General features: G+C 55.5%; 22 protein-coding genes. 8 read left to right on the plus strand and 14 right to left on the minus strand.

Annotated features, from left to right (window positions below; all coding sequences use genetic code 11):
- Positions 1-3 precede the first annotated feature (3 nt).
- The 5 genes from B7994_RS11650 to B7994_RS11670 all read right to left on the minus strand — a co-directional run bounded on the left by B7994_RS11650 (position 4) and on the right by B7994_RS11670 (position 6,679).
- Positions 4-1,299 carry a glycosyltransferase family 4 protein gene (locus B7994_RS11650; protein ID WP_088638639.1) on the minus strand — a complete coding sequence of 432 codons (1,296 nt, stop codon included), beginning with the start codon at positions 1,297-1,299 and terminating at the stop codon, positions 4-6.
- Positions 1,299-2,300, minus strand: coding sequence for a RimK family alpha-L-glutamate ligase (locus B7994_RS11655; RefSeq protein ID WP_144063869.1), 1,002 nt, complete (start codon positions 2,298-2,300; stop codon positions 1,299-1,301). Before B7994_RS11655 ends, B7994_RS11650 begins: the two co-directional genes overlap by 1 nt.
- A 101-nt stretch (positions 2,301-2,401) precedes the next feature.
- Positions 2,402-4,486, minus strand: a complete 2,085-nt coding sequence (locus tag B7994_RS11660; RefSeq protein ID WP_088638641.1) for an LTA synthase family protein — start codon at positions 4,484-4,486, stop codon at positions 2,402-2,404.
- A 39-nt stretch (positions 4,487-4,525) separates the two neighbouring features.
- On the minus strand, positions 4,526-4,999 hold the full coding sequence (locus B7994_RS11665; protein ID WP_072807646.1) for a 2-oxoacid:acceptor oxidoreductase family protein: 474 nt from the start codon (positions 4,997-4,999) through the stop codon (positions 4,526-4,528).
- A 12-nt stretch (positions 5,000-5,011) separates the two neighbouring features.
- Positions 5,012-6,679 (minus strand): thiamine pyrophosphate-dependent enzyme, encoded by a 1,668-nt coding sequence (locus tag B7994_RS11670; RefSeq protein WP_088638642.1) that lies wholly within the window; start codon positions 6,677-6,679, stop codon positions 5,012-5,014.
- Between the two features lie 170 nt (positions 6,680-6,849).
- On the opposite strand from B7994_RS11670, the gene B7994_RS11675 reads away from it, so the two are divergent.
- Genes B7994_RS11675 through B7994_RS11695 form a run of 5 tightly spaced genes read left to right on the plus strand, consistent with a single transcriptional unit; the run spans position 6,850 to position 9,917 of the window.
- Positions 6,850-7,278 carry a hypothetical protein gene (locus tag B7994_RS11675; RefSeq protein WP_088638643.1) on the plus strand — a complete coding sequence of 143 codons (429 nt, stop codon included), beginning with the start codon at positions 6,850-6,852 and terminating at the stop codon, positions 7,276-7,278.
- A gap of 20 nt (positions 7,279-7,298) precedes the next feature.
- Positions 7,299-7,838 carry an NUDIX domain-containing protein gene (locus B7994_RS11680; RefSeq protein WP_088638644.1) on the plus strand — a complete coding sequence of 180 codons (540 nt, stop codon included), beginning with the start codon at positions 7,299-7,301 and terminating at the stop codon, positions 7,836-7,838.
- The gene (locus B7994_RS11685) at positions 7,835-8,704 is read left to right on the plus strand and encodes a patatin family protein (RefSeq protein WP_233143193.1); all 870 of its coding nucleotides are present in this window, start codon (positions 7,835-7,837) and stop codon (positions 8,702-8,704) included. Before B7994_RS11680 ends, B7994_RS11685 begins: the two co-directional genes overlap by 4 nt.
- A 1-nt stretch (position 8,705) precedes the next feature.
- Positions 8,706-8,945: a DUF1653 domain-containing protein gene (locus B7994_RS11690; protein WP_088638646.1), complete on the plus strand. Its 240-nt coding sequence runs from the start codon at positions 8,706-8,708 to the stop codon at positions 8,943-8,945.
- A 15-nt stretch (positions 8,946-8,960) separates the two neighbouring features.
- Positions 8,961-9,917 (plus strand): FISUMP domain-containing protein, encoded by a 957-nt coding sequence (locus B7994_RS11695; protein WP_088638647.1) that lies wholly within the window; start codon positions 8,961-8,963, stop codon positions 9,915-9,917.
- Positions 9,918-9,926: 9 nt separating this feature from the next.
- Here B7994_RS11695 and B7994_RS11700 read toward each other — a convergent pair whose 3' ends face one another.
- From B7994_RS11700 to B7994_RS11715, 4 genes are read right to left on the minus strand one after another with little or no spacing between them, the layout of a single operon-like run.
- Positions 9,927-10,853: a DMT family transporter gene (locus B7994_RS11700; protein ID WP_088638648.1), complete on the minus strand. Its 927-nt coding sequence runs from the start codon at positions 10,851-10,853 to the stop codon at positions 9,927-9,929.
- Positions 10,850-11,905, minus strand: a complete 1,056-nt coding sequence (locus B7994_RS11705; protein ID WP_088638649.1) for a hypothetical protein — start codon at positions 11,903-11,905, stop codon at positions 10,850-10,852. The genes B7994_RS11700 and B7994_RS11705 overlap by 4 nt, the downstream gene beginning before the upstream one ends.
- A 55-nt stretch (positions 11,906-11,960) precedes the next feature.
- Entirely contained in the window at positions 11,961-12,239 is a 279-nt protein-coding gene (locus B7994_RS11710; RefSeq protein ID WP_369832771.1) for a type II toxin-antitoxin system YafQ family toxin, read from the minus strand.
- The gene (locus B7994_RS11715; RefSeq protein ID WP_088638683.1) at positions 12,239-12,511 is read right to left on the minus strand and encodes a type II toxin-antitoxin system RelB/DinJ family antitoxin; all 273 of its coding nucleotides are present in this window, start codon (positions 12,509-12,511) and stop codon (positions 12,239-12,241) included. Before B7994_RS11715 ends, B7994_RS11710 begins: the two co-directional genes overlap by 1 nt.
- A gap of 387 nt (positions 12,512-12,898) precedes the next feature.
- Between B7994_RS11715 and B7994_RS11720 the strand changes: the two genes are divergently transcribed.
- Positions 12,899-14,176 (plus strand): O-acetylhomoserine aminocarboxypropyltransferase/cysteine synthase family protein, encoded by a 1,278-nt coding sequence (locus B7994_RS11720; protein ID WP_088638651.1) that lies wholly within the window; start codon positions 12,899-12,901, stop codon positions 14,174-14,176.
- A 116-nt stretch (positions 14,177-14,292) separates the two neighbouring features.
- Here the strand turns inward: B7994_RS11720 and B7994_RS11725 are convergent, their stop codons facing one another.
- Positions 14,293-15,225, minus strand: a complete 933-nt coding sequence (locus tag B7994_RS11725) for a hypothetical protein (protein WP_088638652.1) — start codon at positions 15,223-15,225, stop codon at positions 14,293-14,295.
- Positions 15,226-15,255: 30 nt separating this feature from the next.
- Here B7994_RS11725 and B7994_RS11730 point away from each other — a divergent pair, with 30 nt between their 5' ends.
- A complete protein-coding gene (locus tag B7994_RS11730) occupies positions 15,256-15,639 on the plus strand; it encodes a co-chaperone GroES family protein (RefSeq protein WP_088638653.1) in 384 nt (127 codons plus the stop codon).
- Between the two features lie 17 nt (positions 15,640-15,656).
- Here B7994_RS11730 and B7994_RS11735 read toward each other — a convergent pair whose 3' ends face one another.
- The 3 genes from B7994_RS11735 to aroC are packed head-to-tail and all read right to left on the minus strand — an operon-like array spanning position 15,657 to position 19,164.
- Positions 15,657-17,126, minus strand: coding sequence for a hypothetical protein (locus tag B7994_RS11735; RefSeq protein ID WP_088638654.1), 1,470 nt, complete (start codon positions 17,124-17,126; stop codon positions 15,657-15,659).
- A gap of 56 nt (positions 17,127-17,182) precedes the next feature.
- Positions 17,183-18,058: a tetraacyldisaccharide 4'-kinase gene (locus B7994_RS11740; RefSeq protein ID WP_088638655.1), complete on the minus strand. Its 876-nt coding sequence runs from the start codon at positions 18,056-18,058 to the stop codon at positions 17,183-17,185.
- A gap of 23 nt (positions 18,059-18,081) precedes the next feature.
- On the minus strand, positions 18,082-19,164 hold the full coding sequence (aroC, locus tag B7994_RS11745) for a chorismate synthase (protein WP_088638656.1): 1,083 nt from the start codon (positions 19,162-19,164) through the stop codon (positions 18,082-18,084).
- A 96-nt stretch (positions 19,165-19,260) separates the two neighbouring features.
- Between aroC and B7994_RS11750 the strand changes: the two genes are divergently transcribed.
- Positions 19,261-19,842, plus strand: coding sequence for a hypothetical protein (locus tag B7994_RS11750; RefSeq protein WP_088638657.1), 582 nt, complete (start codon positions 19,261-19,263; stop codon positions 19,840-19,842).
- 145 nt (positions 19,843-19,987) lie between these two features.
- On the opposite strand, the gene B7994_RS11755 is transcribed toward B7994_RS11750, so the two are convergent.
- Positions 19,988-20,644 (minus strand): TrkA family potassium uptake protein, encoded by a 657-nt coding sequence (locus tag B7994_RS11755; RefSeq protein ID WP_088638658.1) that lies wholly within the window; start codon positions 20,642-20,644, stop codon positions 19,988-19,990.
- Positions 20,645-20,650 lie beyond the last annotated feature (6 nt).

Raw genomic sequence — 20,650 nt, forward strand, 5'->3', positions numbered from 1 at the left:
GCGCTACTTGCTAGAAAGGATTTCGGCAAAGCGGTTCAACTGGATTTCGATGTTCTTGTGTACATCGAAATGGCTGTAGACAAATTCCTGTGCATTCTTGCCACGGCGGATAAGGCCGTCCCTATCACTGAGCAGGGAACGGATGGCTGTTGCGAGGCCGTCGACATCGGCACAATCCACAAGAGCGCCCGTATTCTCGTTCACGACTTCGGGGATGCCCGAAAGGCGAGTGCCTACGACAGGGCGCGCAAGCGCCATGGCCTCGAGCGTCACGTTCGGGATACCGTCGATATTGCCGTACTTGTCCTGTATGGAGGGGGCTACCAGCAGGTGGGCGCGGTTTACCCGTTCCAGGGTTTCCGCGTTCTTGAGCGACCCGGTAAATTCTACGTGGTCCTGCAGGTTGAAGCTTTCCACACTCCGCTTGAGTTCGGATTCTAGCGGGCCATCGCCCACGATGGTCAAGTGCACCGGGAATTTTTCGCGAGCGAGTTTTGCGACTGCCTCTATCAGGTAGGCGAAACCCTTCTTGGGCACGAGCCTCCCGATGGCAATGATTTCGGGCAAATGGCTTGCGTCGATGGGCGCAAAGTCTGCAGGTGTCGGCAGTCTTGAAAAATCAAGCCCGTGGTACGAAAGGATTACCTTGTCGGAAGAATCCCCTGCGATATCCTTCAGATGGTCTGCATTGAACTTGGTGCAGGTAAAGACGACTTCGGAATTGCGGATTTTATCGGGCAGGATGTTTGCATCTTTCCAGATATCTACCGCATGCCATGTGCCGCCGTAGGTGCAGCCGGTCATCCAGGCGAGTGCCATGGCGAGCTCTGTCTGGTAGCTGCCGAAATGGGCCTGCAGGTGCCTTGTGCCGCTGGCCTTGACCTTGTGCGCGACGCTTGCAGCTGCAACAGTCATTGCCAGGGCGCGCAACCTGTGTGCAAAATCCTTGTGGTGGAATGCGAGCATGCGCAAGAGCACGCGCCAAAAAGGCAACGCGCTGAACGTGCCTACCAAAAGCCCCTTCAGGAACCAGACCACCGGATTACCGAGGTAGATGGTATCGTTATAACAGATATCCTGGATGTCTTCGGGCTGGATCGATATATCGCGCTTCGCCCCTGCAAGGATTTGCACGCGGAGCCCTTGACGGCGCATTTCCTGGAATTCGCGGTGGATGAATGTCTGCGTAGGTTCCGGGAACCCCCACATGACAAAGCGTACACCTTCCAGGCGACTTTTTACCGCATGGGAACTGTTCGAGACAAGAGTGTCGTCGGAGCCGCAGCAGGCGTTACACATTACTTTATGCCCTTGGCCTTGAGGCAATCCACGAAGTCCAGGACGCGAAGCTCATAACAGCGTTTCACGTTGTAGTAGCCTTCTTCGAACTTGTATTCGCCATTTTCGTACACGTAGCGGCCATCCTTGCCGTCGATATTGAGTAGCGAGCGTTCTACGCTGCCGAAGAGCGCCTGCATCTCGTTGATGAGGTACTTGCCGTCGCCCGTTTCGAAAATGTCGATTGCGATGGAGCGGAACCCGAACTTGTCGGTAATGTCCCTAACCATGTCGAGGACTTCGCGAGGGGGTTCTCCCCAGGCAGCGAGCCCGGAACCGCTTGCAAAGCCGTGCTTGCCGACAACTTTCCTGTAGCCGAGGAACGTATTGCCGATGCGGATAATGCGGTGTTCCCAGCGGACATCGCAAAAGTCCTGGCAAATCATGTAGTGCTTCTGTTCGGTGCCCAGGGAGGGGAGCAGGTATTTTTTCTTTACCCAGCTCCAGTAGATTTTGCCGAGGGTGAATCCCGGTACTCCCCAGCCAAAAAACTGGTTTACCAGCACCTTTGCGTGAATCTTGGACTTGACAATGATAACGCCGCTCGCGGCAGAGCCGATAGCGCGCTTCGATACGAAGGGGTACTTCGCATGTTCCACGTAGTCCAGGGCTTCCTTGCGGCTACCCAGAACTACCGTATGGGGGTGCGGCAGTTTGTAGTAGTCGAGCCAGTTTACCAGGGAACGCTTGTTTTCGTAAAAGAGGCATTCGTCCACGCCGGGATAAACGGGCTTGCCCATATTCCGGTTCAGGAACATCAGGCGTTCGTCGTATACGGCCTTCCTTTCCTGATAGTCGCAAGGCGGGCGGGCCATGAAGCCGTCGCATCCGCTTTCGAGGCATTCCTTGATCCAGTCCTTGCCGATAAAGTCGACAATCTTGTATTCTATGCCCAGTTTCTCACAGGCTTCGACATAGAGCTTGTAATCTCTGTTGTGGCTTTTCAAAATACCGATTTTCATAGTCGTCAATATAGAAAAACAGCAATTTGCCAAGATAGGCTATTTGACAAATAGCCATAAACACCCCGACAAGGCGCTTTTTGGAGGGATAAAGGGAACCTCTAGTTTGCGGGGGTGAGGTTATTGCTGTTGATGGTGTATTCCCAGGCGTTTGCGGCGGCACGCATCTTGCGGGCAATTTCCTGGAGCTGCGCCGGGTCTACTTTCGCGGGCTTGCCTGTCACGAAACCTTCGGCCGGGTGGGATGTATCCCAGGTGGGTTCGAGTACGGTTTCAAAAGCGCTCACGAGTGTAGAATCCTGAATGTTCACGATGTAGGTGACCGAGTCGGTAATCATCGTCATGTCGCCCATGCGGAACGCGAATACCGGCGGGAGGTTTTGCCTTACGACATACTTTGCTTCAGTTGAATCGGGAGTGTTCTCAGGAGTTGTCTCGGTAGATTCGTTTTGCTGCAAAACCATGACATTGGGTTTTCCGGGTTTGTCCGAAAAAGTGAGAAGGGGAGTCCCGACAAAGTTGTTCGTAACGTCGAGGTGGAGGTACCAGGCGATAGTCGGTGCGATATCCACTTGCGAAACAGGTGTCGTGACAATCTTTTTCTCGATGCCTGGGCCCGCGATAATCAGCGGTACCCATGTATAGCCGTCGTGGATCCCGCCAATAAAATCCGAGACGCCGTGCTGTGCGTTGTTGGCTATGGCATGGTCGCCTACAAGAACAAAGAGCGTGTTGTTTGCCCGCGGGCCCTTTGCGATTTCGTCGAGCACGATTCCGACGGCGCTGTCCATGTAGGCAAGTGTGCGCATGTACGCGACCTCGGGATCCTTCGGCGTGGGGCCGTATTCCTTGGGGAGTGTGAACGGTATATGCGACGAGGTGCTCATCCAGTCAAAGAACAGCGGCTTGTCGGCAGGGCGCTTGGCATACAGTTCGCGGAAGCGGTCCGCGATGGGCACGTCGTGCTGATTCTCGGGCTTGTATTCCGAATAGTCGAACCATTTCGCGAACCAGGGGTGCAGATTGTCGAAACTCGGTTCGGTTGCGGTAAGTACCATGCGGTAGTATCCCGCGTCGCCGAGTATTTCGGGTAGTGCGCGCATGCGCGTGTTCGGGAAATCCGAAAGGAGTGTCGTCTGCGGGTGAGACCAGATTCCGGTCAGTATCCCGAGGAAGCCTTCGATGGAAGGGTAGCCTACGCTATGCGCATTCGGGAAGTAGAGCCCGCTGTTGGCGAGTTTGCAGATGTTTGGGAGTTTTTCGCATGTCGCGGGGATGCGGATATCGCCGCTCCACCCACGGAAGGTCTCGATGACGAAAAGGACGATATCGGGCCTGTCTTCGAGCGGGCGCGAACGAACTTTTTCAAGGACTAATTTTTCTAGAGTGTCTGCTTCTACGGAATCTGTGTCAGTATATTGGATAGGGTGGCGGGTGTAAGTCCCGAAAATATGGCCGGCATATCTCAGGAAAGGATAACCGGCGACAGGGTTGCCGCCGAGCAACACTATGCCCTCGGCATAGTCGGCGCGCTGTTCGCTTTTCGCAAACTTGTACTTGACCTCGTCGATTAGGCGAAAAGCGACCGGCGCGATGCGCTTCCAGCGCATGTTGCTCGGCGCAAACCAGAACTTCGACGTGAGTCCGGTAATGGCAAGTGCAAATGCTATCCCGAGGCAAATCCAATTCTTGAGTGTCGTCTCCTCACTCCACTTCGCGAACATCTTGCGGTACAAAAACACCGTCCCGACAATACCTGCAAGCGCGATGAATGCCGTGAGCAGAAAGTGCCAGGCGCCGCCCAGGAACACGCGGCCCACCAGGCCCATGTCCGATGCAGCAAGCGCGTATGTGGTGATAAACGACAGCGTGAAGTGCTGGCCCATCCAGCGCATAATCTCGTCGTCGGTGCCCGCGGTGACGATGTACAGCGCGCCGAGAACCACGAACACTATGCCCGCAATTTTCCGCGCGCGGCCGCGCAACAGCGTGCAGAGCAGCCCGCCCGCAAAGGCAAGCGCCATCACGACGCCGGCTTCAATTACCAGCGTATGGGGGAAAAATCTGTACCAGCGGTCTACTATCGGGCCGCCCGTAGGCGCCGCAGTAAAATACAGAACGCAAAGGAGCACCAGGCGGGTGCCCCAGAGAGTCAAGCCGTACCAAAGCCAATAAAAATTTTTCATTTCCCCTCTTTTTATGAAATGACCCTTTGCGCCTTCAGGTTACCCTTCGCGGCCAAGCATGAAGGCCTTCTTGTTGCCTTCGTGGAACTTTTCGGCGAAGAGCTTGTTCAGGGCGACCGTCCACTGGTCCACCGTGAAGTCGAAATGCTTGCTGAGCTTGCCGAGCATCGCGACGTTCAGGGCCTTCACGTTCTCGAGCTTCGAGACATCGATGTCCGCCGGAGTGAGGAGCACGCCGCCCTGCTTGAGGAAGGCCTCGTTCACCACGACCTGCGTCTCGTCGAATACCACCAGGTAGTCGGCCTCGCCCGTCGGGATCATCGGGGACTGCACTTCTTCGCCCTTCGCAAAACGGACGTCAGATGCAATGGAACCGCCGCGCTGGCTCATGCCGTGCACTTCGGCCTTCTTCACGTCGTAACCCTGTTCGAACACGAGTTCCGCCATCACGTCGCTCGCCTTGATAACGCCTGTGCCACCGAGGCCGGCAAATTTCACGTTAACTACGCTCATAAAAACTTCTCCTTAAAAGTTGCCGTTTTTCTTGGCGGCGGCTTCGGACTCGGCGAGAGCCTTTTCCGCCTTTTCCTTGTTGGCCTTGTCCCAGGCGAGGATGCTCTTGAGGGCGAGAATGCAGGGGCTCTTCGCCACGATGAGCGTGAGCTCGTCCTTCTCGAGAGCTTCCTTCACGAGTTCCTTGAACTTCTCGGGTTCCTTGACCTGGTTCACTTCGTAGACGTTGTCGAAACCGGCAGTCTTCGCGATGGCGCCGTAGTCCAGCTTGTAGGCCGGGCTGTGGTCGAGGTGGCGGCCCGTACCCGGGTGTTCCTGCTGGCCCGTCATGGCGGTGATGCTGTTATCGAGAATAACGACCACATGGCCGGTGTCGGGGCGATTGTAGCCCGCTTCCACGAGGCCGGTGATGCCGCTGTGGACAAACGTGGAGTCGCCAATCACGGAGACGACCTTCTTGGCCTGTTCGCGCGGGAGCACGTTGCGGAGGCCAATACCCATGCCGATAGCGGCACCCATGTCAATCATGTAGTCCATCGCGCTGATGGGCGGGAGGGCTGCCAGCGTGTAGCAGCCGATGTCGCCAGAGACGATGCAGTCGAGTTCCTTGAGAACCGCGAAAGAGCTGCGGTGCGGGCAGCCCGGGCAGAGCATAGGCGGCTTGCCCTTCACCGGAACCGGGTCCGGATTCCTGTCGCCCGCGATAATGCGGCGCACGCGGTTCACGTCGAGTTCGCCGAAACGGAAAATCGGGTCGAACTTGCTTTCGCACTGAATGCCCGCAGCCTTGATGTTCTCGGCGAGCCACGGGTCGTTTTCTTCAATAACGAGCAGGCGCTTGCCTTCGAACTTCTTCGCAAAATCCTTGATGAGCTGCATCGGCAGCGGGTAGGTCATGCCGAGCTTGAGGACGCTTGCTTCCGGGGCAGCTTCACGCACATGGTGGTAGCTGATGCCGCTCACGATAATGCCCATGTCGGCGCTGCGCATTTCCACCTTGTTCGGGCCTTCGGCCACGTTCCAGGCTTCCATCTCGTCCATCTTGGCGCGGAGCTTGCGGCCCGCGGGCTTGGAGAAGCCGGGCACCATCACGTGCTGGGCGATGTTACGTTCAAAGTTCGGCACCATCGCCGGGAGTTCTTCCTTCGGCACGACGATGGACTTGGAGTGGTCCACGCGGGTCGTCATGCGGAGGATTACCGGAATCTTGAACTTTTCGCTCGTCTGCATCGCAATGCGGAAGAAATCGTAGGCTTCCTGCGAGTTGCTGGGCTCAAACATCGGGCAAACGGACGCCTTCGCGTGGTTACGCGTATCCTGCTCGTTCTGGGAACTGCCCTGGCCCGGGTCATCGGCAACAATCCAAACCATGCCGCCATCCACGCCTGTGTAGGTCGCGGTGTAGAGCACGTCGCTAGCCACGTTGAGGCCCACCATCTTCATGGTGACCACGCTGCGGGCATGGCCAAAGGCTGCACCCAGGGCCACTTCGGCGGCGACCTTCTCGTTCGGGGCCCACTGGGCATACCCGCCGAGTTCAGAATAATCCTCGAGGATTTCGGTAGAGGGGGTACCCGGGTAACCCGCGGCAAACTGCACGTTGCAGTGGCGCATGGAAAGCGAGATGGCCTCGTTTCCCGAAATCAGCATCTTTTTCGCATTCGGATCAAAAGCTGGCATAGCGTTCCTTTTCTTGTGTCAAATGGTTTTTAAGGCATGGCCTTAAACGCCCGCAAATATAGAAAAAAGGGGTACTTATTTTCCGACAGACTACTTTATGGGCCGATTAGCGGCGCTCCTTTTGCCTCCTAAAAGCTTATTTTAATGGAACAAGGCGATGTGGGTTTACTATGAAAAAGTCTATTGCGAAATATTTTGTTGTGTTTGTCCTTTTTGCGGCGGCGTTCAACCTCGCCGGTTGCGCCATATTGCTGAACGTTAAGAAAGACACCCAGGACATCATCATCGTAGCGGAAGATGGCGGGGTATACGATTTTTATGTGGATAACAGTATCGTTTGCCGTAATACCGATAGGTGTGTCTATGTCCATAGCAAGGGAACCCCCTGCCAGCATACCTTCGACCTCAAGAGAGGGGATGATATTTACGGCACCTTGTTTTACGGCTATTGGGAAGAAAAGTCGACTTTAGCCAAGATGATGTCCGTATCCAAGCGTGAAGACAACGCATGCCCCGAAGAATGGGAAGGGGAAGCGATACACGTAATCGTGGAAATAGACCCCGATATCGATGGTCGCGAGGATTCTGCTGCCAGATAGTTTTTATTATCTTGTCTTTTATGCAAGAAGAGCAAATCGACATCCTGAACGCCGACGGCACCCCCGCGGGTTATTCCTGCGGGCGCACGCGCGTGCATGCGGAAGGCCTCTGGCACCGCACGATTCATGTATGGGCTTTTAACCCCGAAGGAAAAATCCTTTTCCAGCTGCGGGCCCGCGTGAAGGAAAATAACCCCGGGCTCCTTGACACGAGCTGCGCGGGGCATATCTCTGCAGGCGATACGAGCGTGAACGCCGCCGTGCGCGAACTGCGCGAGGAACTGGGCGTGCATAAGAGTCCGCGCGACCTCGAATACTTATTCGAGGTCAAGTACGCTACCGTACTTAACGGCGGCACCTACATTGACAATGAATACTACGATGTGTACAGGACGACGCTTACTGACAAAGAAGCGAAATCGCTTGTGCCGCAGCCCGGCGAAGTCGATGATTTTGTGTGGATGACCCGCGATGAATTTTTCGCGAAGCGCAAGTTACACCCTGAAAAGTTTGTAGACCATCCGGAAGATTTCCAGTGGCTTATGGAGAACGCAAAATGACGATGTACAAGAATGCGGCCCTCGTACTTGAAGGTGGCGGAATGCTCGGTGCCTACCTGTCGGGCGTGCTCGACGTGATGCTCGATAACGGACTCAAGTTCGGTGGTTACGCCGGAACGTCGGCGGGCGCCACGCACCTGTGCAGCTACCTCTCCGAACAGCGCGATAGGAACAGGCGTATCGATGTCGTCCATTCGGCGAGCAAGCGCTACATGGGATGGGGCAACCTCATCCGTACAGGTGAATTCTTCGAAGTCGACTACTGCTACAACCAGATTCCGCATGTCATCGACCCGTTCGATTTCGAGAAGTTCCGTGAGAACGCCGCTCAGTCCGATTTCTATGCCACTGCGACGAATCTGGAAACGGGCGAGGGCGCCTACTTGCTGACCCGTGAACTTGATACGCCCGAAGGCATGGACAGGATCCGTGCGTCGGCCTCGCTCCCGCTGCTGAGCCATATCGTGGAAGTCGACGGCATGAAACTTGTGGACGGCGGTACCGCTGACAGTATCCCGTTCGAAATCATGGCGAAGAAGGGCTTCGAAAAGCAGGTTGTCATCGTGACGCGCCCCGAGGGCTATGTCAAGGAACCGAATTCGCTGATTCCCCTGTTCAGGGTAGTCTATCGCAAGTATCCGAAGTTTGTCGAAGCTTCGAAGAACCGCCATATCCGTTACAACCAGTGCTTGAAAACGCTTGACGAATGGTGCAAGCGCGGGACTACTTTCCGGATCCGGCCCAGTGCGCAGCTGAATGTCGCACGCCTCGAGAAGGACAAGTCTAAGCTCGCGCGCCTCTATGACCTCGGCGTGAAGGACGCTACCGCGATTATGCCGGAGTTGATAAAGTTTCTGGAGAAGTAAAGTGTCGAAGGCAATAAACGGTCACAAGTACCGCCATTACAAGAAGGCGACGATGGTCTATACCGTTGTCGAGTCGAACGCTCTGGACTGCGAGTCGGTTGAACCGCTTGTCGTTTATCGCAGCGAGTACGAGACTCCCGACCATCCGAAGGGAACGCTCTGGGTGCGCTCCCGTAAGGATTTCGAGAGCCGCGTCATGCTCCCCGACGGCGTCGAGATGGACCGCTTCACGGAAATTTGAAGAAAGGAGAAACAAATGGATTTCAAGAAGTTTTCCGCTGCCTCTGCAGCACTTGCTTTCGGGATTGCGCTTGTCGCCTGTGATGACAGTTCCAGCGGGCCTTCGCCCGAGCCCACTTCCAGCGAGTCCCAGGACCCGCTTTCTAGCGATGCGGGCACAACGCTCAGCTCCAGCAGCGCGAACGTTACGCGCCCGAATTCCAGCAGTGCCGAATGCTTCAAGGACGGCATGGCGGACATTACCGTGCGCAATATGGAACGTTCGGAAATTAGTTGCCCGAATAGTTTCACGATTTACGATTATGACTTGCAGATTCTCTACAAGTGCGTAGGCGATGCGCTTATCGAGACCGACATGGCGCCCTGCGAAAGCGGCGAACCGCAGTCTAGTTCATCTGCCGCAACAGCCTCGAATGTGGAATACGGCACGCTCGCCGATTCTCGCGACGGCAAGAGCTACAAGACCGTGAAAATCGGTAGCCTCACGTGGATGGCCGAGAACCTGAACTACGACAACAGTGCCGTCGCCACGGGTTCCATCGATTCCAGCTTCTGCTACGACGGCATTCCCGCGAACTGCGAAAAGTACGGCCGCCTCTACCAGGAATACGCCGCGACGGCTGTGTGCCCCGAAGGCTGGCGCCTCCCCACTGCGGACGACTGGCGCGACCTGACCACTACGGCGAAGAGCGAGTTCGGCGACGACAACGGCTCCCTGCGCGCCGTGGGCGAGTGGGAAAATTCGATTTTTGGAGACAACATAACTGCCACGAACGCAAGCGGGTTCTCCGCTCTCCCGGCAGGTTACCGCGCCAAGACGGGCGAATGCGACGGCGAGGGCACCAAGGCCTATTTCTGGGGCGAAGACAACATGAATCACTACGCCTGGATTCTTTCGAACCAGTACGACATGGAAAAGGAATCCATGCAGCGCGGGTACTACGCCTACGCCGTCCGTTGCGTTAAGGACTAGAACAGTAAATTAGGAACCGCGCCTCATTTCGGCCGTAACCATGCCTGCGACAGTCGCTACCGCACCCGCGATGGCGACAGGCGTGATGCGTTCGCCAAGGGTGATGACCGCCGTGATGATGGTGACGAGCGGGATGGCGTAGAGGTAGTTGCTCGCAAGCACCGTGCCGAGCTGCTTCATCACCTTGTTCCATACGAGGTATCCGAACAGCGACGAGAATACCGTGAGGCACAAAAAGTTGAGTGTCACGACAGGTTCCGCAAATTTTTGCCACGGGATATCGGCCACTTTCGAAACGCTGCCGCCCGCCTCGATGAACAATGCGGGGATGGACGTGAGTGCGCCATAGAAGAAAATCTTGCGCGTGATGAACAGCGTGGAATACTCGCCGTTGAGCTTGCGGACTACAAGCGAATAGATGGTCCATACAAACGCTGCGCTGATTGCCAAGAAGTCACCGAGCGGGGAAAGTTTCAGGATGAACTTTCCGTTCAGCACCACGAGTACCATGCCGATGAACGTGATGAAGCATCCGAGAATCTGTCGCCTGCCGAGCCGTTCGCTCTTGTAGAAGAGCCCGCCAAAAATCATGATGAGAAGCGGTGTGATGCAGACAATAAGCGAGACGTTACTGGATGGCGCCAGTGAAAGTGCCGTATTTTCGGTCCAAAAGTAGAGCGTGCAGCCCGTGATGCCGCAGATGAACAGGATTAGTTCGTGTTTCCAGTTCTTGCTGCGGAACTGCTTGTGCGATGCCGCGAGGAGTATCAGGTAGGTTACCACGAAACGTAACGTAAAAATCTGCACCGCACTGAAGCCGTGATTCAGGAGCACCTTCGTGCTAACGAAGCTTGTGCCCCAGAAGGCGACCGTCACGACGGCGAGTAGGTGCCAGAGGGCACCGCCCTGTCGGCTTGTGGCTACGGGAAGGCTCATTCAGGTGTTGTCAGCAGGTGGTCCAGGAATATTTTCTGGGCGTTGGTGTCGTACACGACGACATCGAAGAGGTTGCCGTCGATTCCGGTACGGGATTCCACCATGAGGCCAGCGCTATCGCCCTTCGCTGTGGGCAAGAAGGCGACCTTCCCGTCGTTGAACTTGCGCATTTCGAGATACCCTTCGGCAGCATACCAGTCGCGGATTACCTTGTAGTAAATTCGCTCCATGTTCGATGCCGGATCGATGAGCGCGTTCAGGCGCCTTGCGATTTCGCTTACAGGCACGGGAGTCTCGTCGGTCGGGTAGTTTGCAATCTGTTCTGCGGTGAGGTGGAACTTCGGCCGTTCCTTGCGAGCGGGCTTCTCGCCTTCCTGTTCGTCGCTACCGGTAGCCTTCTCGTTCTTGCTTGCAAACCTCTCGTTTGCAAGGTCCACGCATTTCTGGATGTTGTCCAGGATGTACTGCTGGGCCTTTTGCCAGCACTGCGTGAACACGTTATGGTGCCCGCGGATGTCGCCTTCCGTCTTCTCGAAGCCGAAGCTTTCTCCGTGAGGCGTCGGGAGGTTGGCCTCTTGCCCGCCCTCGGCGGTCTGCCTAGAAAGGATGCCCTCCTGCACCAGGAAGTTCGCTACGTCGGCATAGAGCAGGTGGTTCATGTACACGTCGCGCGGGAGCAGCTCGTTGATGTTGCGCACCACGCGGGAAATGGATACGGGATAGTCGAAGAAGCGGTAGCGCGAAAGCATCTCGCTGTCGATTGCGAGCGGGACCATCTGCGTCTTGGCTGCTTTCTTTTCGGCCTTTTCGGATTTTACGGGTTTGCTAGCTTTCGCGGTTGTTGCGGCCTGGGAGCCGTCTTGCCCGGCAATATCGCTGTGGTCCAGCTGCTTCTGCAAAAGCGATGCCACGTAGGCGAGGCACTTGCTGATCCGTTCCTGCTTGCAGGCGTCCCCTTCGGGCAAAAGCTCGCCGGTCAACGGGTTTACCCCGCAAGAAAGTTTTCTAAGGTATGTCTCGGCTCTCTCGATAATCGCGTTTTCAGAAGGCATCAGTAAATCCCCTTTTTTGTAACAAATATAAAGATAGAAAAAAAGGATGGTGTACTCACATGCCGAAAATATCGGCGTGCGTTCCCGTATCTACCAATGTCAATGTGAGGATGCCTTGATTTTTTCGGTAGCATAGTAACCAGTTTGGTTTGATATGCAGTTCCCGTGTACCGCTGAATTGCCCAGACAATTCGTGGTCATGGAATTTTTCGTCAAGCGTTTCGTCCTTGCGGAGTTTCTCGACAACATCCTTGAGTTCTTGTATCGGAAATCCTCGCTTTTTACAAAGTTTATAGGACTTCTTGAATTTGCTGGTCCAAATAACTTCGTAAATCATTTATCGAGGTCCGCCCACATTTCGTCCATGTCCGTGTAGCGCTTGGTGTTCGGATTGGCTTCCAGTTGTTTTGCTTCCTCAATCGCCTCCATCAGCTCCTTGGAATACTGCGGATACTCCACCTTGAAGGGGAGCCCGTGGTGCAGCACGACTTGTCTCAGGAACATGGAGACCGCCTGCGACATGGAGAGGCCTAGCCCCTCCAGGAGCTTGGTCGCCTGGTCGTTGAGTTCGGAATCGATTCGGAAGTTCTTTGCAACGGTACTCATACCGTTAAATATACCTCTGTTTGCAAGTATATGCAAGTGCCTGCTTGTGATTTCTGTCATTTTGTACTCCATTTTTTCATTTTTGAACAAAAAAAGACCGCCCCGCTTGCGCGGAATGCGATCAACTAATACCACCGTTTCTGGTATAGAGAATAATATACAAATCGAACTGCTGAAAAGCAAATAGCAGGTTATTTATGCGAATATTTGCATAAACGCATTGACAAGGTATAGTCTTTTTCTATATTTGCCTACCGAAAAGATATGCTAAGGCGGCCTTTTTCGAAGACCATACGATGATATTATCTATCGTCTAGGTTGGTGAGCTTGTCGAACCACGTCTTTCGTCTATCTATATTTTAAGGCTATAACAAACAAGAGGCAAAAATGTCCAAGATCGAAACTCTTTGCATCCAGGGCGGTTGGCAGCCGAAGAACGGCGAACCGCGCGTTCTCCCCATCTACCAGAGCACCACTTTCAAGTACGAAACCACCAACGACATGGCGGACCTTTTCGACTTGAAGGCAAGCGGCTACTTCTACACGCGCCTGCAGAACCCGACCAACGACGCAGTCGCCAACAAGATTGCTGCTCTCGAAGGTGGTGTGGCTGCGATGCTCACGAGCTCCGGTCAGGCTGCGAACTTCTACGCTGTGTTTAACATCTGCGAAGCGGGCGACCACTTCATCAGCACTTCCGCCATTTACGGCGGCACGAGCAACCTCTTCTCCGTGACGATGAAGAAGCTCGGCATCGAATGCACATTCGTGGACCAGGACGCCAGCGATGAAGAAATCGAGAAGGCTTTCCGCCCGAACACCAAGTGCCTCTTCGGCGAGACGGTGGCAAACCCCGCCGGCAAGATTCTGGACCTCAAGCGCTTCGCCGACATCGCCCACAAGCACGGCGTGCCGATGATTGTGGACAACACGTTCCCGACCCCGATTCTCTGCCGCCCGATTGATTTCGGCGTAGACATCGTGACGCATTCCACCACCAAGTACATGGACGGTCACGCGATGGCCGTGGGTGGCTGCATTGTGGATAGCGGTAACTTTGACTGGGAAGCCCATCACGACAAGTTCAAGGGCCTCACCGAACCGGACCCGAGCTACCACGGCCTTGCCTACACGAAGGCTTTCGGCAAGGGTGCCTTCATCACGAAGGCTACGGCACAGCTCATGCGCGACCTCGGCAGCATCCAGGCTCCGCAGAACGCATTCCTCCTGAACGTTGGCCTCGAAACGCTTCATCTCCGCATGCCGCGTCATTGCGAAAACGCTCTCGCCTGCGCGAAGTTCCTGCAGAACCACCCGAAGGTGGCCTGGGTGGACTATGCGGGCCTCGAGGGCAACAAGTACTATGACCTCGCCCAGAAGCAGTTTAAGGGCGGGCTCCCGTGCGGCGTCTTGACGTTTGGTATCAAGGGTGGCCGCGAAAAGAGCATCCAGTTCATGGACAGCCTCAAGATGATCTGCATCGTGACCCACGTGGCCGACGCCCGCAGCTGCGTGCTGCACCCGGCAAGCCACACGCACCGCCAGCTCAGCGATGAACAGCTCATCGAGGCCGGCGTTGCTCCGGACCTGATCCGCTTCAGCGTGGGTATCGAGAACGTCGAAGACATCATTGCCGACCTCACGCAGGCCCTCGACAAGGTGTAAAAAAGATCCCCGCCGGAGCCTGTCCTCACGGAGGTGAGGGCGGGGATGACAAGTATAAGCCGGGACGGATGTTCCGGCTTTTTTTTTATTGCAAGGGTTACGCCCTCTTTTGTCGTTTATTTCACGCCGTTTGCCTTGTAGTACTGTACGTCTTTCAGTACCTCGTCTACCCACGAGCTCTTGAGCGGGCTCTTGCGCCATTCGCTGTGCATGGTCTGCATGTCGTGAATGGGGTAGAACGTGGCGACCGCATCTTCGGTTGTCTTTGCGGTGTCGAGCGCGACCTTGAGTTTTTGCGCGCCGATGAAGATCTGTTCGAGGCCTTCGCCCGAATCCAGTGCGAGCAATCCCTTTTCGCGGTTGCTGGCTTCGTAGTTGAAATCGAAATCCGAGATGTGGCGTGTAATCGACATGAGGAGAGCGGCATCCGTGCTTTCGCGGATACCTGCCTCAGTGGCGGGCAGAGCGCATAGCTGCTCATTGCTCCACGGGTTTCCTTTGTACGTGATGGCGAGCTCGTGGTTCTCGCCACGGCTTGTCATGTTCAGGGTGTACCTGCCGCCGAGCCTTTTGCGTACGCCCTTCATGATGTTGATGGTGCGGTTCCTGAACTGCTTGTAACCATCGAACGATACTTTGAGCGTGTCGTTCAGTTGTACGAGCCTTGCGGTAGTGGCCCTGTTGACAATCTCGTAATATACGCCCAAGATGGCGGGTAGCATGTATGCGAGTTCCGGTTGCGGCTCGGCGAGGTCGCAGTTCGAATCGATGGTGATTACGCTCTGCTTTGCAAGTTCATCGACAAGCGTATGCGAGTAGTCGTAGAATATCGCGCGGGTATCGAGTTGCTCGGTGGTGGATTCGGTTTGGAACAGGAATGCGGCTACAATTGCTGCGACCATGACAGGCGGGAGTATTGCCGCGACCTTCACCTTCGGGCTGCGCCAGAGCGTCTTGAACATCAGGCGACCTTTCTTTGTCCTGATGAACAGGACAAGGATGCAGGCGAGGATGCAGAGCCAGAACGATATGAGAATCGCGATTACCACACGAGCAATATAAATTCTATTTTATGGGCTATGATGGATTCTTTGAAAAATGTTGTTGTAATTGGCGACCGTATCTTGATTAAACCCCTCGAAGCGTCGAACCGCACGGGTAGCGGGCTCTACCTGCCCCCGAGCGTGAAGGACCACGACGCGGTGCATACGGGCCTCGTGATGCGCGTGGGCCCGGGTTACCCTGTACCCGTGGCGCGTGACCCGGATTCCATCTTTACCGGCGAGAACAACGACCAGGTGAATTACGTGCCCTTGCAGGTGCGCGAGGGCGACGAGGCGCTCTACCTGCAGGCGAGCGGCACCGAGATAGAAATCAACGGCGAGAAGTACGTGATTGTCGGGCAGAACGCCATTCTGCTCGTGCTCAGGAACGAGATTCCTGATAGTATCGACGCTATCTAGCCTGCCCGGAGGGCGGCCTACTGCCCCTTGCTCGAAAGCATTTCGTCGGCTTCCTTGATTTTCCCGATAATCGTCGCGGTGGTATCGAAGATTCCCTTGATGGTATTTAGGATTTCGTCGAACAGTACCTGGTTGCAGAACAGTTCGCACCTGTTCTTTTTCAGGTCGCGGTAAATGTCGCGCAGTTGCATCAGGTTCTGCGATTCCTTGGCCATCGTGTCGTTGATCTCTTTGCGGATGAGCTCGGCTTCGGCCTTCTTTTTGGCGATGACGTTCGGATCGTTCTCGATGAGGATATACGTGGGGAGTGTCGCGTAGTCTTCGAACTTGCCCGGCTTGAATGAGGGGCTGTTCGCCCTGATGGTGTTCGTGCGAAGCCCGACGCCCTTGATAGAGGAATCGATGGCGACGCTGCAGCTCGTGGTGTTGTGGAAGTTGCAGCGGATACGCTTTTCGACCTGGCGCAGTTCGTTGTACGGGTTGAAATCCTCTTCGGTTTCGATATAGCGCAGCGGTACGTAAATCGGGGTGGATTCACCGGCAATGTTTATTTTGTACGAAACGCAGGTTTCGCCCGCATACTCGCGTGTGTCGTAACTGTTGTTAGTTGTGAAGAGTATTCGCTTGATACGGCGTAGCAGGTCGTCGGCGTCGTAGCGCTTTTCGAGCGTTTCGGGAATATCCTTGAGCAGGATTTCCACGGCGATTTTCTTGTAGCCGTCGGTGAGAATGTTGTTCGTAATGGTACGGCCCCAGATGCCGGTCCCAAGGAACGAGGTGTCCATCAGGCTTGTTTCGGTGCGCCCGTTGAAGAATGCGGCTGCCTTGGCGAGTTGACTCAGTACGAGCCACTTTTTGATGGAAACATAGATGTTGTTCTTGTCGCAGAGGTCGGCGAGCTTGCCTATCATGGAAAGTGAATCTTGTGAGAAGTTCACCTTGCGGATTTCGGGTGCCCATTTTTTGAACTCGTCCTTTGTGATGGTGAGTTCGGGGTTGATGTTTGTCGCCGTGACATCTTCGGGATTGGTGAGTAGCGAGCAGAGGCCCGCCGGCGAAATGCTATCGGGCAGGCAAACCGTGAGTGCAAGTTTGTCAATAATGTCACCGCGGGTAAGGGCGACTTCGGGGCGGATGTCGCCAGAGACAATGAGCGGAGTGCCGTCGCGGTCCTGGAGTGCAATCTGCACCCAGTTTTTCATGTTCTCGTTGCTCGGGTCGTAGCTCTGGAAAACGACAATGTCATACTCGCTGAGTTTGGCGGGGACTTCTTGCTGGCGACGGCCGACCTTGAGTGCCTTCGCGTTCTTGAATGCAGCGATGAGCCTGTCGAGAACAATGGCCTTACCCGAGCCGGAGCGGCCATAGATGTAGAACGGTTCACCGATTATCATGGTGAGGAAGGCGAGCTGGATGCAGTACTCGCGTTCCGGAATACCGACTGCAAGTTCGTCCATCAGGTTGGTAATGCGCTGCTTTAAGGTCATTTTTGGTCCTTCTTTCGCAATGAATACCTTCAAATAATAAAAAAATAATATTCGGACTAGAGCCCGAGCAGTCCGGCGATAGTCGCCTTCGCGGTTTCTGGAACCATTACCTGCTGGTATGCCACGTAAACGTCGGGATTGTTCCGTATATCGCGGTGGAGGCGCGCGGCATCCTTTTCTGTGATGATGACGGGTTTCCCTCGGGCGAGAAGGTTGTTGATAGTTTGTTCAAAATTCCCGTCGTGGTCGGGGCGACGGATGATATCTTGTGAATGTATTCCGTTGGCCTCGAGGTCCCGCACGAAGCGGTTGCTCTCTCCGATGCCACAGGCGATAGCCGCGTCTGGGTGCTGTTCCGGATTGAAGGAGGCTCCACTTCCGTTTACGATGCGCTCGATTTCGAAGCGGATGTCCGCGCCGCATCTGAGGGCGAGTGCGGGTTCATCGTGGTCGGCGGGCAGGCTCCTGCACTTGCCGGCGGGCAGCAGGTCGGCTATACCAGCGGGCGGTTCGCCCCAGTCGAGCCTGATGGTCGTGGCGCCCGTGAGTCGCGTGTCCTCGAATCCGTCGTCACAGATGATGTAGTCGTAATCGCGGTCGATTTCGTGCGCGGTCTTGTAACGGTTGGAGGTCGCGATTACGCGCACCTGCGACACGCCCGCAAACTTTTGCCGGAGCATTGTTGCTTCGTCCGGCGCCTTGCAATGGCACAGGATGGCGATGTGCGGAACTTGCCTGGAATTCGAACTGATAAACTGCGCGAGCCATGCGACAAACGGTGTCTTGCCTGCGCCCCCTGCGAGGTAGCTCCCGACTACGATAAGCTGCGCGTGCGAAAGCGGCTGGCCTTCGCGCAGACAAATGCGGTGATGGAACTTGAATACGATGTAGTATATGCCGGCAAGGACGAGGAGCAGGAAACGGAGTAGCATAGGATGCGCCCCCTAGTCCCAGATTAAAGGCAGTTGCGCTTCTGTTGCAAGAAGAGGTCTGCAAGCACGAGCGCAGCCATACTCTCGACAATTACGGGAGCGCGGACGGCGACGCAAGGGTCGTGGCGACCCTTGGCGGCGAGTTCGCCGTTTTCGCCATTCTTGCTGGCTGTCTTCTGCGACTGCGAAATCGTCGCCGTTGGCTTGAACGCAAGCCTGCATTCGATATCGGCGCCATTGCTGATGCCGCCGACGCTTCCGCCCGCGTTGTTTGTGCGGGTGCGGAACTTGCCATCTTCAAAATAAATTTCGTCGTTGTGTTCGCTGCCGCGCATTCTCGCCGCAGCAAAGCCGCTCCCGATTTCGAAACCCTTGCAGGCCGGTATGCTGAGCATCGCCTGCGCAAGCAGCGCATCGAGCCTGTCGAACACCGGTTCGCCGAGTGCCACGGGGACATTGTGAGCGACGAGGCGGACCGTGCCGCCGACACTGTCGCCGTTCTTCTTCGCGTCGAGAATCTCGGCTTCCATCTTGGCGCTTGCCGCTTCGTCGGGGCAGCGGACAATCGATGCCTCTACTGCTTCGTGTGTGAGTGTACCCGCATCGATTTTCGGGCAGTCCACCTTGCCGACGGAATCCACCCAGGCGATAAATTCCGTGCCGGCCACCTGCTTCAGGAATTTCATCGCGACAGCACCGGCACAAACGCGCCCGATGGTCTCGCGTGCGGAACTCCTTCCGCCGCCACGGTAGTCGCGGAACCCATACTTCAGGTCGTAACACAGGTCGGCATGGCCGGGGCGGTACCACTTGGCAATTTCGGAGTAATCGCCGCTATGCTGGTCCTCGTTGAACACGACGAACGAGATGGGCGTGCCTGTTGTCTTGCCTTCGAATACACCGCTCAGGATCTTCACCTTGTCCTTTTCGTCGCGGGCCGTGGTCGTCTTGTTCTGGCCGGGGCGCCTTCTATCCAGCATAACCTGGACATCGTCTTCGGTGAGGGGTATGCCTGCGGGGCAACCGTCCAGGACGGCGCCGACGGCCGGTCCGTGGGATTCTCCCCAGGTCGTTACGGAAAATATTTTGCCAAATGTGCTAGACATGCTACAAAATATAGATAAAGAACCTAAAAAGCCGGAAAAAGCATGACTATATGCCAAAAGTTTATTATCTTTTACATAGGTTTTAGGAGATCCCTAGTGTCTAAGTTTGGAAACATCGTTCTGTTGCTGGTTCTTGCGCTTTCTATGGAAGTGCTTGCTCAGCGCAATAACGAATTGGAGTTCGCGGGGATTCCCTTTGGCGCTTCCCGCGAAACGGTCATTGAAGAAGTCATGAAGATGGGTTACGAACCCTACGGACAGATGGGCAAGGGCGAACGCGTCGTGCTCCCTATGTTCAGGTTCGGAGAACTGCCGGTGCAGGTTTCGTTCATTTTTAACGCCAATGACAAGTTCTATGCCTTCGAGATCCGTACCGGCAAGGTGGAGGATTCCCGCAAGTTCAAGGCCATCGAGGCTGCCGAGTACATGTCGGAGCAGTTCACGCTCAAGTACGGCAAGCCTTCCCAGGACCCCACGGTCAACGAGATGAATCTGGTTGAGGGCCGCAACAATTACCAGGAATGGTACGGAGTCAAGCTCCTGAACGCCTTTACCGCGGTCATCAAGAAGGGCGGCAAGTATTTCGTGCTCGGCTACGTGGAACACCGTACGCTCATGAAAGAGGCTGCCGGCCAGAAAAAGGGCAAGGAAAAGGCTGCGACTCAACCGGTATTCTAGGTCGGACCTCGCACCTAAGTCTAAGATACTTAACAAGTTAATGAAAGGCAAAGCCCCCGGTTATAACCGAGGGCTTGTTTCGTATAAACTAACATGCACGTTGCCCTGACCTGCTGGGTTAAGGTCTGTAGGGCTGAGGTGCCGACTAGCTCTTGAACTTGTCGAGGGCGTTGTTCGGGCCGATGAGGAAGAGTACGTCGTCTTCCTGGAGCACGATGTCGGCGAGGTTACCGATCTTGGGGGTCGGTTCCTGCGGGTCGCGGATGGCGATGACCTGCACTCCGTACTTGTGGGTGATGTTCAGGTCCTTAAGCGTCTTACCGATGAATTCTTCGGGGCACACGACCTCCACGATGCTGAAGCCTTCCATGAACGGCAGGAAGTCGAGCATGTTCGGGCGGTTCAGGCGTTCGGCAAGCGCGATGGCGCTGTCGCGTTCCGGGTGGAAAATGTCCGAGACGCCGAGTTTCTCGAGGATGCTCGAGTGGGCGGCGCTACTGGACTTCGCGATGATGTGCTTGACGCCGAGTTCCTTGAGGTTCAGCACGGTGAGGAGACTTGCTTCCAGGTTTTCGCCAATGCAGACGATAACGGAATCCGCCTTCTGGAGCGGGATGCTCGCGAGCTGCTTTTTGCGGGTGGAGTCGGCGACCATGGCCTGCGATACGGTGCTGGAAATGTCCTGCACCTTCTCGGGATGGTTGTCCACTACGAGCACGTCGTGCCCGAGGCTCGTCAGGTGACGGGCGAGGAAGATAGCGGAGTTGCCGAGACCGATAATGATGTATTGCTTTGATGCCATGTTTTA

The sequence above is a fragment of the Fibrobacter sp. UWR2 genome, assembly GCF_002210285.1.
Taxonomy (GTDB): domain Bacteria; phylum Fibrobacterota; class Fibrobacteria; order Fibrobacterales; family Fibrobacteraceae; genus Fibrobacter.